The organism is Mycobacterium sp. NGS56 (assembly GCF_059812425.1).
The window spans coordinates 34,178-47,734 of record NZ_JCALCQ010000005.1; the positions used below are offsets into that span (position 1 = coordinate 34,178).

The following is a 13,557-nucleotide window of genomic DNA, read 5'->3' on the forward strand; positions in this document are numbered from 1 at the left end:
ATGGAATTGGGATTACATTTCATCGATTTTCTGCCCGGCGAGCCGGCCAAACTAGGCCCCACGCTTGCTGAAGTGGCCAAGGCCGCCGAACAAGGCGGCGCCACGCTCTTCACCCTCGCGGACCACTTCTTCCAGATGGAAAGCATTGGTCGCGCCGAGGACCCGTTCCTCGAGGGCTACACATCGTTGGGCTTCCTGGCTGCCCAGACGACGACGATCGATCTGGCCCTGCTGGTCACGGGCGTCACCTACCGCTATCCCGGCATGTTGGCCAAGGCGGTCACGACCCTCGACGTGCTGTCGCAGGGCAGATCGATGTTGGGGCTGGGTGCGGCCTGGTACGAACGTGAGCACACCGCACTGGGTATTCCCTATCCGCCACTGCGTACCCGCTTCGAAATGCTGGAGGAGACGCTGCAGATCTGCCGGCAGATGTGGAGTGAGGACGACGGGCCCTACACCGGCACGCACTACCGGCTGAACGAGACCATCTGCGAGCCACAGCCGATTCGGCGGCCTCCGATCCTGATCGGCGGGGACGGCGAGAAGAAGACGCTGCGCCTGGTTGCGCAATACGCCGACATTTGGATCAGCATGGCCGCTGACGCCGAAGAGCTCGAGCACAAGATCGAGGTGTTGAACCGGCACTGCGACAAGGTGGGCAGGAATCCCAATGACATTCGCAAGACAGCCGGCGGCCTGGCCACCACCGATCCTTTCGACGACACATTCCTGAAGACGGTTGAACGCTACGCAGCGCTTGGTGTCGACATGATCAACATCGGCCCGCTGCCCGGCAATCCGGATCCGCTCGGCTTCGTTAACCGCTTGGGCGACGAGGTGATTCCGCGGCTCGCCGAAGTGGGTTGACCGTCGATGGTTCGTCAGATGGGGTAGCGCGAATAACAGGCGTCCGTATTGCCGGTCACGCCACCGCGGAACGCCGCAATCCGAGTGAAACCGGCCGGCACGCTGGTGCCGTCAGCGTCACTGGCGACCAGATGGTTGGTGAGCAGGCCGGCGACCGCTTCGTCGAGATCACCTGCGGTCAGCAGCAATTGGTTGTGCGAGGGTAGGTCGATCGGCTCGGCCATCTTGCGGTGTGCCACACCGGTGAGGCATGCCGTACGCAGCGCGGTCCACGGACTCTGCATTGCCAGGCCGCGTTCATGCTGAACCGCCAGCGCGTATCTGGACATCACGACGGACAGCGCGGTGTCGTCGCCTTGCGGCAGCGTCTGTTGCTTCTCGTCTGCGACCGTGCCCAGGGCGGCGAGTCCGGGCAGGTCGACCACGATAGTGTTGGTGCCTGGACAGTACGACGCCGGTGGTGTCGCCTTGGCGTCCGGGCAATCGGCCGGCTGGTAGGACAGTGCCGGAGGGTTGGTCGGGGCGAAGATCTTTCCCAGCACATCCATCAAATTCGACAAGGTGTCCTTGTTGATCGACACCTCACCGGTCTCCGTTGCCCCCGAGTTGTCGACTCGCAACGCGTTTGGCAAATCGCCGCGGCGCTTCTCGATTTCGTTACGGTTGATCGCCGCGCAGGCCGAGGTACCGCTGAGAAAACCCAGCTGGAAGGCGCTGACGCGGTCCAAGGCCGAACCGTGCGCGTCGTCGTTGACCGTTTCGCTGTCCATCACCGGGTCACGGGTGGTGATGATCCCCGCCAATACATGGTCGAGCCCGTCGGCGGTGCTCAGCGTGAAGCGCGGCGACTTGCCGTCGGCGACCCAGTACAGATAGACGCCCGCGAAGCAATCGGCCTGCTGCTCGCGGATGATGGTCGCGTCCCGTCTAGTCACCAGCTTCGCCATCTGCTGCAGCGCATGCCCGAATTCGTGCGCCAGCACACCGGTGACGGACATGTCACCGAAGTACTTCTGCGCCATGGGCATGAATACGCCGCGGTCCCAGGCAATCAGATTGCATCTGCCGGTGTAGAAGGCGTTGACGAGCTTGTAGGTGTCGTTGTGGCACACGATCGGGCTGCTCGGATCGGTCGAGTTGTAAGACACCATCTTGCTGACCGGAACGAACTTGCCCTTCAGCGACCGGTCGTACACCGACTGCCAGTAGTCCTCGATGTCGTTGACCGACAGCAGCGCCAGCGAGTCGATCTTCCCGTTGTCGGTGTTGAGCACCTTGCCTTTCGTCCTGGGTGCGTTCGAACGGATTCCGCTGGGCCCGTTGGTCGCCGGCAGACCACCGACCAGGAAGGGGTCGTTGAGCATCGACAGTGCACGCCCGCCGACGAATGTCGTGCAGCCGGCCACCACGAGGACCGCCACCGCCCATGCGAATGCCGACCTGAGCGCATAACTATTCATGAGCAACCTCATCCCGACCGGCCGCAGGGCAGCATCAAGGAAACTCATCCTAGAGGGATTCAGCCCACAAGACAGCACAAATCGAGGGACCCAGCAAACGTCGGCTCCGCGCAGAGTTGCTCAAAAGGCGGTGGCTCGCCGTCGCCCCTCGACCGGCCGCTCCGGGTGTATTACTTGAACGGCTAATCGTGCTTGGCGGTTGTGGCGCCGTTCGGTGGCGATGCGTGTCGCGCGGTTTTGGGCGCGGGTGCTGCGGCGTTTGGGCATCATGACGGTGGGGTCGGCGCAGCGTTGGTTTCCGGGTGTGGCGGGTGCGGGCGCATCGCCGGTGGGGGCGCACACAAGGACGCGGACAGCAGCGCGCTGCCCGGGGTCGTAACGTAGGTGTGCGGGCCCGGCAGCGACCAAATTACGGTCCCGCCGACGAGTTGGCGGTCATGCCAAGCGGACTGACTCCAGTAATCGACGCGTTCCTCGGCTTACACTTCCGCAATGTTCTCGGAGACGCGCTATGCGATGAACGGGGACTTGGGCGTCGCCTATCGCACGTCGCGCGAAGGTCCCCGCGACATCGTGTTCGTCCCGAACTGGTTCACCTGTTGCGAGCTGTTCCCGGACCTGCCGTCAACTCAGGGCTGGGTCGAGGCGATGACATCGCTCGGGCGAGTGATCTTCTTCGACCAGCCGGGGAGTGGAGCGTCGGATCCTGTCGAGCCTGGCGCGCTGCCGACCTTGGAGCAATGGGCCGACAGCATCACTGCGGTGCTCGACGATCTCCAGAGCCGCGAAGCAGTACTCATCACCGGGCCCGGTGCGTTTGCGACGGGTGCGGTGTTCGCTGCTACATATCCGGCGCGTACCTCCGCGCTCGTGGTGCTGGAGGGCTACGCCAATCCAGTTAATGACCGGGCTGATGGAGTTAATTCAGAGGAAATCATCGCTGGCCTGGCGGCCATGTGGGGAACGGGCAATTACTGGCCTTCGATCAATCCCGACATGCCATACAACGAGGAGATCGGCGCCGCGCTGGCGCGACATGACCGGCTTGCCGCGAGCCCACGCACCTACGCTCTCTTAATGCCTTTATTGACCGAGGTAGACGTGCGGGCGGTGCTTCCGACCATCCGCGTACCAACTCTCGTGCTCCAGCACACCGACGACCCGATGGTCCCGCCCCCGTGGGGCAAGTATGTCGCTGACCACATACCTGGCACGAAATACGTCGAACTGCCCGGACGCAACTTGTACCACTTCGTGGAACCGTGGCGGGATTCGTTTCAGGAGATCGCTGAGTTCCTCACAGGCCACCGCGCAGAAGTTGCCGATGATCGGGTTCTCGCCACAGTGCTGTTCACCGACATCGTGGACTCAACACGGCGCGCTGCGGAGATGGGCGACCGCGATTGGCGTGCTCTGCTCGACGCTCACGACGCCGTCGTTCGTTCGCAACTCGCTCGCTTTCGGGGCCGCGAGGTGAACACCTCGGGAGACGGCTTCCTCGCGATGTTCGACGGGCCGCAGCGAGCGATACGCTGCGCCATGGCAATTCGCGACGCGGTACAGACATTAGGCATCCAGGTACGCGCCGGGTTGCATACCGGTGAGTGCGAGGTCCGTGGCGAGGACATCGGCGGGATTGGCGTGCACATCGGCGCGCGGGTGAGCGCCCTGGCCGGGCCGAGCGACGTCCTGGTGTCGAGTACGTTGCGCGACTTGGTGATCGGGTCAGGAATCGAGTTCGAGGATCGCGGCACGCATGACCTCAAGGGTGTGCCGGGTGAGTGGCGTTTGTTCGCCGTCGCTTCCTCTTAGCGGCGGCGCGCCTGGGGGTGTGTCTTCCAAAAATGCCCGTGCCGTCCGGCCGTTGCTCGTCGCTCCAGCCGTTGCGGCCGACCCAGAACGTTTTGAGCATGTGGTGGCAACGACTGGCTAGAGAACATTTCAGCAACGCGGCGCCGGCCCGGTTACGGTAGCAACGGCAGACGCCACAGCGGCGTCCCGGGATCGAGAAAAAAGAGCCGTATCGCTGTCACTCGCAGGATCCGCACTGCGCCAATGATCATGATCGCCGCGAGCGGCAGGTTGCCGATGGCGGCCGTCAACATCGGGACAGCCAAATTTCGCCCCAGGCCGGCGGTCAAGATATCGAACCAGGCATCACAGATCAGCAGAACGCCCGTCGTGAACGCGGTGAGCAGTACCAGCTGGCGACGCAGCCAGCCCAACACCGCGGTCGCGGCCATGAACGCAACGAGCAGACAGTCGAAGCCCATCCACGTAGCCGGCCAGTTCTGGGCAACATAGTTCGCGGGCAGGCTGAAACCGAGGTAGACGATCCATGGAATCAATGCGATCGAGCCGCCCACCATCAAGGTCAACCGCGTCCGCCGCATGCGACGCGCGACGGGTGGTGGAAACACTTCGTCAAGCGGACGCTGCAGCCGCTGAATCAAGTCGCGGCGTTCATCGGGCGACATCGCCGCGATGCGGGAATCCGACAGCACGCCATCGCCGTAGCCAGTCATGACTCTTGAGTATCCCCGTCGGCCACCGCGTCGATACTGGCACTGCCAGCAACGTTTTGAGCACTGATGGTATCGACTGACCGAAGAACACTCTGATGGCAAGCAGCGTGGGCATTTTGGGGCCAAACCCCGGGTGGGGCGGATAACGTCGAGATCGTGGGCACGACGACTGAACACAACAGCACTGGCGGCGTTCGGGTCGAGAAGGACGGTGCCGTGACCACGGTCATCATGAATCGCCCGGAAGCTCGTAACGCGGTCAATGGATCGGCTGTGTCGGCGCTGCTCGCCGCGTTCGCTGAGTTCGACACAGACGACTCGGCGTCCATAGCGGTGCTGTGGGGCGATCACGGGAATTTCTGCTCAGGCGCGGATCTGAAGGGGGCCGAAACGGGTGACTTCAACCCCGTGAGCCCAACCGGGCCGGGACCGATGGGTCCTAGTCGGATGACCCTGTCCAAGCCGGTGATTGCTGCTGTCAGTGGCTATGCCGTCGCTGGCGGTCTTGAGTTAGGGGTGTGGTGCGATTTGCGGGTAGTCGAGGAGGGCGCAATCTTCGGGGTGTTTTGCCGTCGCTGGGGTTTACCGTTGATCGACGGCGGCACGGTCCGACTACCCCGGCTGATCGGGCACAGTCGGGCGATGGATCTGATCCTGACCGGGCGAGCGGTGGACGCCACCGAGGCGCTAGCTATCGGGTTGGCGAATCGCGTCGTACCAACTGGCACAGCCCGCGAGGCAGCAGAGGAGCTAGCTGCCGAACTCTCGGCGCTGCCGCAAATGTGCTTGCGCTCGGACCGCCTGTCGACGCTCTACCAATGGGGTCGAAGCGAGGCCGAGGCCATGGACTTCGAGTTCGACAGTTTGTCGCGTTCGGCATCCGAATTGCAGTCAGGCGCGAAGCGGTTCACCGACGGTGCGGGCCGACATGGCTCCAGAACGTGATGGTCCGACCGTGAATAAGGCACAGCGCCTTGAGGTTAGAGGCATGCGTGGCACCGCCGTCGGCGTAGAGGATCGTATGGTCGAGAGCGCAGTCGGTGGCCGGACGGTCACACCCCCCGGAGCCCGACAGGTCAGATCCCGGCAGCGCACGAAGTCGGCCAGTGCGGTCCACAGGGTGTAGCGGGGTTCAGCGCCGGCCAGTGTCGCACCAGCCGTGCCGAGCGGGCCAGCTGCGCGAGCACCTCGGCCGGGATGAGTCCTTCTCGTCCGGGCAAGGCGCGGGGGTGGACCCGCGGCCCTCGACGCTGGCCTGCTCGGCGATCACATGGATCACTACGTGGGCCTTGGGTGCCGGCGTGCCCGCGGCGCAGTCGCGACGTCCGCAGCCACACACCAGCCGCGAGCCGCCGGTGGCCAATGCCCCCAACGCATCAGCACGCCGCTGCGTGGCCGTCCGCGGATCGGCATCGCACACGGTCGCGGCCAATTCGTCGAGGCGACGATCCAGAGCCTGGCCGTCGGTCGCGACCACGCTGCCGTTCACATACGCCATCCCTGACGCGTCGGCAAGCACATCCACATACCGATCGTTGAGCGCCTGCCGGGCGCGGCGCACCGCATCGGCATCCACGACGGCCACCACCCGGTCCACCGCGGCGGCCAGTCCACGGCGGGTCAGCGACGGGCGCCGCGACAGCAGCGCCGCCAACTGCCCGTCCACCCGGACCAGCACCTCGGCATCGGTGATCAAGTCGGTGCGGAACACGATCGTCTGAAACGCCCGATAGTCGATGTGGCCGGCCCGAAACACCTTGCCGACCTCCGGCAACCGATCCCGCATCGCCATGGCATAACGCAGATAGCTGTGGCCCATCGCCACGCTGCACCCCGCCGCCGCGGCCACCTGCGCTGCCACCGCTTCCCAGGCGTCCGCCGACCATTCGGCCCGCTCCCCCGTCTCGCGGCAACGCAGTACCAACAGCTCCCCGGTGGCCACCAACCGCTCAGCCGCCGCCCGTGCCTCCGCGCGCCCGGCGTCGCGTACCCGATGCTGCAGCGCCGCGGCCTCCGGCGTCTCCCGCGAGGCATACCACCACTCGAACATAGGTTCGATCATGCCAGTCGGGTATGACAAGCCGCGCCGTTACGGCACCCGGGTGCGGTGCCGCTTGTTGTGGGCCGGCACCCCGTTGACCCCACCGATCGACTCCGCGTAGCTGCCGACGGCGAACCCGACGCCGGAACCCATGACCCCCAACGCATCCCGGTTGATGTTGTCGACGGTGTCGCGAGGGCTCTGGAGGTTCGGGTCGAACGCCACGCCGGCCTGACCGCCCCACAACCGGGCCTGCACGGGGGTTTTCGGCTGCGACGCTCCGGTGGTCATGCCGCCGATGGGCACGCCGGCGATCATGAAGGGGTGGTAGTCGGCCCTGGTGTCCAACGGCATGTCGGCGGGCCGCTTGCCGGCAAGGTTCAGATAACCGGCCAGAGTGCGTTCGATCCCGGCCGAGCCTTCGGGCACGTCCGCGGCGGAAACACCGGGTCCGGGCGGGCCGGACTGATCACCGTCGTCGGTGAAGAATCCGGCATTGGGCGAACCCAGCATGGTGAAGTTCAAGTACAACGCGATGTCGTTGAGTTGCTCACGGTCCATGCCGAACACGTAATCCATGACCCCGTTGCGCCCATCCTCCTCGGCGCCCCAGAACACGAACCGCACGGCGTTGTTCACCGGCGCGAGCGGGCCCAGTCGCAGCGCGGTCTCGAGCACGGCGGCCACCCCGGAACCGTCGTCGTTGATCCCGGGTCCGGCGCGCGGTCCGTCCAGTTGCGCACCCACCACGACGACGTCATGGGCCGATCCGGTCTTGGTCTGCGCCAACACATTCCGGGAGGTGATCTTGACGTTCTGCGCATCCAGGACCAGCCGTACGGGTGCGGTCGAGCCCGCTAGCGCGCCGGCGCCGGAGGAACCCAGCACGGCGACCGGCACGGTCAGCTGCTTGAAGTAGCCGGTGGTGAACAGCGTGGGTGGGGCTCCTCGCCCCGTGGGGGAGCTGAGCACGATCAGGGCGCTCGCGCCCTTGGCCACCGCGCTGTTCTGTTTGTCGACCACCGAACACTGCTCGTCGTCGACCACGGCGATCGCGCCTTTAGGCATGGGGGCCGGGTAATCGCTGGCCCTGCAACCCGACGGCTGCGATGGACGGATCGGCTGCCCGGTCAATCCGCCGGGCGGTGTCTGAACCAGCAGCGAGGCTTGGTCAACGGGATAGGTGCGGCCGGCAACGGTCAGCGACGGCTTGCCCAACGACACGGTGTAGAGTCGGTCGAACTCCGGTGTCTGAACATCGAAACCCTTGTCGTGCAGTATTTTTGCGACGTAGTCCACGCTGGCGTTGAAGCCCGGCATCCCGTCTGCCCGGTTGCCGCCATTGGTGTTGGCGATGTTCTGCAGGGCACGCAGGTGCGTCAGCATCCCCTCAACAGTCACCTTGTTGGCCAGACTGTGCCCAAGGTCCGGTGTCGCGGTCGGCAGCGCCAGCCGCGTCGAGGAACAACCGGCCACCATCGCGATCAGGAGCAGAGTCGCGCCCAGCCGGGAGATCATGACTTGACGAGCACGTGCCGGGTGCGGTCCGCCATGGCGGGCACGCCGTTGTGTCCGCCGACGTCTTGCGCATAGAGACCGATCGCGTAAGCCACGCCGCCGCCGTTGATCCCCAGCGCGGTGCGGTCGACGTGGTCGAGAGTGTCGGTTTTCTGGTGGTAATTGGGGTCGAAAGGTTGATCGGCGTTGCCACCCCACAACTTCGCTTGGTCGGCGGACATCTTGCCCTCGGCACCCGAGAACAGGCCGCCGGCGGGGATGCCCGCCAGCGTGAATCCGTCGTAGTCGGACCGGCCGTCGAACGAGGTGTCCTGCGCGGTCTTTCCCGCCGACTTCAGGTAGTCGACCAGCGTTCGCTCGATGCCTGCCGAACCCTCGGGTACCACCGGCCGACCACGAGCGTCCACCGGCAGCGACTGGTCGCCGTCGTAGGTGAAGTAACCGGGGTTCGGCGACGCGAGCATGTCGAAGTTCAGGTACAGCGCAATGTTTTTCAGCCCAGTCAGGTCCAGGGACTCCACATAGTTGCGCGAACCGATCAGTCCGAGCTCCTCCGCACCCCAGAAGCCGAACCGCACCGTGTTGTGCACCGAAGGCGAACTACCCAGCCGGACAGCGGTTTCCAGCACCGCGGCCACTCCCGATCCATCGTCATTGATGCCCGGCCCGTCGGGCACGCTGTCCAGGTGCGCGCCGGCCATCACCACGTTGGTCCCCGATCCGGTTTTGGTTTGCGCAATCACGTTGCGCGCCCGAAAGCTTTGCGCGCTGGCATTGAGCTTGATCGTGGTGGGCCCCGGCTGCCCGCGCAACTGCACCCCCACCGATCGGGTCACGCTCAGGACTGGGATCTTCACCTCGGTGGTGGGCCCCAGCGTGCCGCCCATCTGTTGTTCGTCGACGTTGTCGGCGACGATCATGGCCACTGCGCCACGCTCTGCGGCGGCGTCCTCCTTCTGAGCGAACGGGCAGGTGCCACGATCCACCAGCACCACAGCGCCGCGCACCGGCAGGTTGGCGTAATCGGAGGCCGCGCAGCCGAGGTTGTCCGGCGGTGCGGCGACCAGCGGCCCCCGCACACCCTCCGGTCCGGTGCCCAGGCTGAAGTCCAGCGCGTGCGCCTCCACCGCCTTGCCGCCGACGGTAACCTCCGGCTTGTCGCCATGAAACACTCGCGCCGAAAATTCGGGGGTTTGCACGTCGAATCCGCTGTCCCGCAATACGTTCACCACATAGTCGACGCTGGCCTCGTATCCGGGCGTACCCACCGCCCGGGTGCCGTTGTTGGCGTTGGCGATGTCTTGCAGCTTGGATAGGTGTGCCATCATCGCGTCGGTAGTCACCTTGCCGCGCAATGCGGAGGCGAAGTCGGCTGCGGCGGGGTCGCCGGTTATTTGGCGCGAGCCAGCTGACCGGTGGAAGCAGCCGGTTGCGAATGCCGTCAGGGCGAGCAAGGCGAGCAATGCGGGAATCGCCGTGAATTTGTTCACCATCGCGCCTCAGGTTAGACCGCGGCCCAAGCCGCCCGGTTCAGGACACGGCGGTATCAAACGTGTAGTGCGCTGAACGGCGCAATGGGGATGTTGCGCACCACGAACCAGGCCAGCACCAACGACAGCGCCACGACGGCGGCCCAGCGGCGGTGTTGCCAACCGCGGATCCGCCGACCCACCAGGCGCCCGTAGGTCCAGGACACATACGCCCACACCAACAGCACGACAGCCGCCAATCCCAACGCATTGAACCTGGCTGCCGCCAACAGATTGCCATGCATGAGCGAATACACCATGCGCAAGCTGCCGCATCCGGGACAGTCGATACCCAACAATGCCTTGGTAGGGCACACCGGCAGCGGGCCGTTCGGGGTGGTCGGATCGCCCGCCCAGATGGCGGCGCACATCAGCGTCGTGGATGCAGCCACCACCAGTGGTGCACCCAGATTCGCGTGCGCCGCCCCCCAGCGGGTCACCATGATCGGACGCTCTAGAACATCGCGGCAAGGGCCGCGTTGGTGTTCATGTTCAGCGCACCGATCCCCATCAAGATGGCGTAGATGATGCCCGCGACGACACCGATGACCGCCGACCAGACCACCCATCTTTTGGCGCTTTCGGCGGACGCTTGCGCCTCGGCGTAACGACCCTGCGCCCACAACCCGTTGACCTGGCTCGACTTGACGATCGCCACGATTCCGAACGGAAGGCAGCAGAAGAGGGTCACCAGAATCGACCACACCAGATAGTTATTCGGCGCTTGGCCGGCCGGCTGCTGCGGCGGGTAACCGGGAGGAGGCGGCGGATAACCGGGCGGCGGCGGAGGGGGTTGTGTCATGGATTCTCCAGTCAAGAGAAGTTAGCTGACGTAAAGCGGTGCTAACCCTACCCGAGCGGGCCCTGATCGGCACTGGCAATGGAAAATTCTTGTTCAGGCCGCGCGTGAACGAAATGCGCTACCGACGCCCCTGCTCCGCCGGAAATCGGGATTATCGGCACCTCAATGTAATTCAAGGTCCTGTGCGACGACCCGCACGCCACTGGCATTGGCCTGCCAGTCCGTGGGTTGGTCCGACGAAGGATGACCAGACAGACAATTTCCAGCGGAATGTATTGCTTTACCACGACATAGCCCTACTATCCGTGTTTAGAAGCGGCCGTTAAGGAGCCATTCATGTCTGATTTCAGCAATGCGCTGAGGGCGGTGACGGCAACGGCGCTCACAGGTGGTTTGGCCTTAGCGGGCGGCACGCCAGCGGGCGCGGATCCCGCCACCACCGGGAGCCCCTCGGATATCAACACACTTGCGGCCTCGCTGTCGAAGGGCTACGGCCTGAACAACTGCACCGCCCAGACCATCGACCGCAGCACACAACTGGCCGTGCTCACCTGCGGGCAGAGCCCCGATCCACGCGGTCCGGTTCAGGCCAAGTACGTCCTGTTCACCAATGCCGACCATTTGGCCACCTCTTTTAGGGCCACCATCAACGAGGACGTGTTGACCCCATGCGGGGACGCCCACCAATCACCCTCGAGTTGGCATAAGGACGGCTCTGCCGCCAGCGCCGGGCAGGCGGCCTGCGGAACCTACCGAAACGGCGCCGAGATCATCTGGACCACGGATGCGAAGAACACGTTGAGTTATTTGCGCGCGTCCAACACCGACGTTGGGGCACTCTACCAGTGGTGGCGTGCAAACGGGTGACGGTTCCGTTGTGCCGCAACGGAATCGGTGAACCCATATTCGAAGAACGTCCGCCCCTCGTTATTTAAATCAACCGCAGGGAGTCAGAACCACGCGACACCGACCTGGACCACCGCGCCATACCCGTTGGGACAGCTCACCTCGGCCGAATCCGACGTGAACGCCGCTACCAATGGTGGCGCACGAACGCTGACGTCTAGAGCTGAGCCGCAATCAGATCCGCTACCGCCCGCATCCCTGCTGCGTTCGGGTGCAAGGGAGCGGGGCGACCCGGCAGCAGAACACCGAAGCGTGCCGGCAGCGTCGTCCATGGCTCTGCCGACCACGCGTGATGTTCGCGACTCGCCACGCCGGCGCGGATGACTTCGCAACCGGTCGCCGCGGCGGCGTCAGCCGTCATCGTTTCCAGCGCGTCGGCCACATGCCGGCCCAGGTCGGCATCGGTAGGTGACAGCGGAGTCGCCGGCACGCCCGGCGGCGGCAGCATCGTCAGGTAGTCGACAAAGAAGATCCGCGCGCGTGCCGATCGCTGACGCAGCGTACGTCCGACCGCGCACAGCGATTCAAAGACCGCGTCCAGGGCGCGATCCCGCTCCTGGCGATCCAGCAGTTCGCAGATGCGACCCCCCAGCAGCGGCAGGTGACGTAGCGAACGCGGCAGTGCCGCGGCCATCAACAGCGGAATGTAGCCGACGTCATTGCCGCCGATGGTCACCGTTACCAGGCTCTCGGTGCCGTCTAGCGCGGCGATCTGGGGTGGTGCGCCGCGTTGGCGCTCGGCGAGCACGTGCGCGGTGGTCGCCCCGGAGAAGGTGACGTCGACCAAGTCGTGCCGGTATCGCTGCGCGATCAGATGCGCGTAGTTGCGTGCGGATCGGCCCGACCAGCGCGGAGCCCCACCGGCGCGCGGCCGAATGCCGGGACCGGCGGCCATCGAACTACCCAGCGCCACATAACGACTCATGGCTGCGGGCTCGAAGCCTGCGCCCAGAACCGCTTCGGGATGCGCCCGGCGCGCCGGGCCAGATACCCGGCGGTGACGGCGGCGGCCATCGCGGCCGCCATCGCGGCCGGATCGGCGGCCCGGGTCACCGCGGTGGCCAACAGCACGGCGTCACAACCCAATTCCATTGCCAACGCGGCGTCGCTGGCCGTTCCGATGCCCGCGTCGAGCACCACCGGAACGCCCGCCCGGGCGACGATCATTTCTATGTTGTGCGGATTGGTGATGCCAAGGCCGGTACCAATCGGCGAACCCAGCGGCATGACCGCAGCACAGCCGGCGTCCTCGAGCCGGCGGGCCAGCACCGGATCATCGTTGGTGTAGGGCAGGACGACGAACCCGTCATCGACCAATTGCTCTGCGGCGCGCACTAATTCGACCGCGTCGGGTAGCAGCGTGCGTTCGTCGGCGATCACCTCGAGCTTGATCCAGTTGGTGTTCAGCGCTTCGCGGGCCAACTGTGCGGTGAGCACCGCCTCGGCCGCGCCCCGGCATCCCGCGGTGTTGGGCAGCGGCGTGATGCCCAGCCGGTTGAGCAGATCGAGCAGCCCGGTGCCGCCCTCGGCGTCGACCCGGCGGATGGCCACGGTGGTCAGTTCGGTGCCCGAGGCCACCAGCGCCTCTTCGAGCACCGCAAGGTTGCTCGCTCCCCCGGTTCCCATGATGAGCCGGGACGCGAAGCTGCGGTCGCCAATGGTCAGTTTTGCATCAGCCACCTTGCACCGCCGTCACTACCTCGAGCCGGTCCCCTTCGAAAAGTTCTGTGCTCCAACGGGATCGCGGTAGTACCGCGTCGTCCATGGCCACTGCGACGCCACGGTCCGGAAAACCCAGGGAATGCAGTAGCGCGGCGACCGTGACGTGCGCTTCGGCATCGACCTTTTGCTCGTTGACCACGACGATCATTGGCCCCGCTCCTCCTCATCGCATCGCTGAAGCATC

Annotated in this window: 14 protein-coding genes; 4 read left to right on the forward strand and 10 right to left on the reverse strand. The window is 65.2% G+C overall.

The window, feature by feature from the left end; all coding sequences use genetic code 11:
• Complete coding sequence (locus AC5Y4F_RS14885; protein WP_499997476.1) at nt 1-870, forward strand: LLM class F420-dependent oxidoreductase; 870 nt, start codon at nt 1-3, stop codon at nt 868-870.
• Nucleotides 871-884: 14 nt separating this feature from the next.
• Here the strand turns inward: AC5Y4F_RS14885 and AC5Y4F_RS14890 are convergent, their stop codons facing one another.
• Complete coding sequence (locus tag AC5Y4F_RS14890; RefSeq protein WP_499997477.1) at nt 885-2,330, reverse strand: neutral zinc metallopeptidase; 1,446 nt, start codon at nt 2,328-2,330, stop codon at nt 885-887.
• A 492-nt stretch (nt 2,331-2,822) separates the two neighbouring features.
• Here AC5Y4F_RS14890 and AC5Y4F_RS14895 point away from each other — a divergent pair, with 492 nt between their 5' ends.
• On the forward strand, nt 2,823-4,142 hold the full coding sequence (locus AC5Y4F_RS14895; RefSeq protein ID WP_499997478.1) for an adenylate/guanylate cyclase domain-containing protein: 1,320 nt from the start codon (nt 2,823-2,825) through the stop codon (nt 4,140-4,142).
• Between the two features lie 152 nt (nt 4,143-4,294).
• Here AC5Y4F_RS14895 and AC5Y4F_RS14900 read toward each other — a convergent pair whose 3' ends face one another.
• The gene (locus AC5Y4F_RS14900; protein WP_499997479.1) at nt 4,295-4,855 is read right to left on the reverse strand and encodes a hypothetical protein; all 561 of its coding nucleotides are present in this window, start codon (nt 4,853-4,855) and stop codon (nt 4,295-4,297) included.
• Nucleotides 4,856-5,011: 156 nt separating this feature from the next.
• Here AC5Y4F_RS14900 and AC5Y4F_RS14905 point away from each other — a divergent pair, with 156 nt between their 5' ends.
• Complete coding sequence (locus AC5Y4F_RS14905; protein WP_499997480.1) at nt 5,012-5,800, forward strand: crotonase/enoyl-CoA hydratase family protein; 789 nt, start codon at nt 5,012-5,014, stop codon at nt 5,798-5,800.
• A gap of 187 nt (nt 5,801-5,987) precedes the next feature.
• Here the strand turns inward: AC5Y4F_RS14905 and AC5Y4F_RS14910 are convergent, their stop codons facing one another.
• Genes AC5Y4F_RS14910 through AC5Y4F_RS14930 form a run of 5 tightly spaced genes read right to left on the reverse strand, consistent with a single transcriptional unit; the run spans nt 5,988 to nt 10,745 of the window.
• Nucleotides 5,988-6,917 carry a DUF222 domain-containing protein gene (locus AC5Y4F_RS14910; protein ID WP_499997481.1) on the reverse strand — a complete coding sequence of 310 codons (930 nt, stop codon included), beginning with the start codon at nt 6,915-6,917 and terminating at the stop codon, nt 5,988-5,990.
• A gap of 27 nt (nt 6,918-6,944) precedes the next feature.
• The gene (locus AC5Y4F_RS14915; RefSeq protein WP_499997482.1) at nt 6,945-8,414 is read right to left on the reverse strand and encodes a M28 family peptidase; all 1,470 of its coding nucleotides are present in this window, start codon (nt 8,412-8,414) and stop codon (nt 6,945-6,947) included.
• Entirely contained in the window at nt 8,411-9,907 is a 1,497-nt protein-coding gene (locus AC5Y4F_RS14920) for a M28 family metallopeptidase (RefSeq protein ID WP_067933911.1), read from the reverse strand. Before AC5Y4F_RS14920 ends, AC5Y4F_RS14915 begins: the two co-directional genes overlap by 4 nt.
• Before the next feature lie 53 nt (nt 9,908-9,960).
• Nucleotides 9,961-10,386: a DUF2752 domain-containing protein gene (locus AC5Y4F_RS14925; protein WP_067933909.1), complete on the reverse strand. Its 426-nt coding sequence runs from the start codon at nt 10,384-10,386 to the stop codon at nt 9,961-9,963.
• Nucleotides 10,387-10,397: 11 nt separating this feature from the next.
• Nucleotides 10,398-10,745, reverse strand: a complete 348-nt coding sequence (locus AC5Y4F_RS14930) for a CD225/dispanin family protein (protein ID WP_067933908.1) — start codon at nt 10,743-10,745, stop codon at nt 10,398-10,400.
• 336 nt (nt 10,746-11,081) lie between these two features.
• Here AC5Y4F_RS14930 and AC5Y4F_RS14935 point away from each other — a divergent pair, with 336 nt between their 5' ends.
• Entirely contained in the window at nt 11,082-11,612 is a 531-nt protein-coding gene (locus AC5Y4F_RS14935; protein WP_067933906.1) for a serine/threonine protein kinase, read from the forward strand.
• Nucleotides 11,613-11,808: 196 nt separating this feature from the next.
• On the opposite strand, the gene AC5Y4F_RS14940 is transcribed toward AC5Y4F_RS14935, so the two are convergent.
• Genes AC5Y4F_RS14940 through thiS form a run of 3 tightly spaced genes read right to left on the reverse strand, consistent with a single transcriptional unit; the run spans nt 11,809 to nt 13,521 of the window.
• Nucleotides 11,809-12,576 carry an SGNH/GDSL hydrolase family protein gene (locus AC5Y4F_RS14940; RefSeq protein WP_067933904.1) on the reverse strand — a complete coding sequence of 256 codons (768 nt, stop codon included), beginning with the start codon at nt 12,574-12,576 and terminating at the stop codon, nt 11,809-11,811.
• Entirely contained in the window at nt 12,573-13,331 is a 759-nt protein-coding gene (locus AC5Y4F_RS14945) for a thiazole synthase (protein WP_067933902.1), read from the reverse strand. The genes AC5Y4F_RS14940 and AC5Y4F_RS14945 overlap by 4 nt, the downstream gene beginning before the upstream one ends.
• Entirely contained in the window at nt 13,324-13,521 is a 198-nt protein-coding gene (thiS, locus tag AC5Y4F_RS14950) for a sulfur carrier protein ThiS (protein WP_067933901.1), read from the reverse strand. Before thiS ends, AC5Y4F_RS14945 begins: the two co-directional genes overlap by 8 nt.
• Nucleotides 13,522-13,557 lie beyond the last annotated feature (36 nt).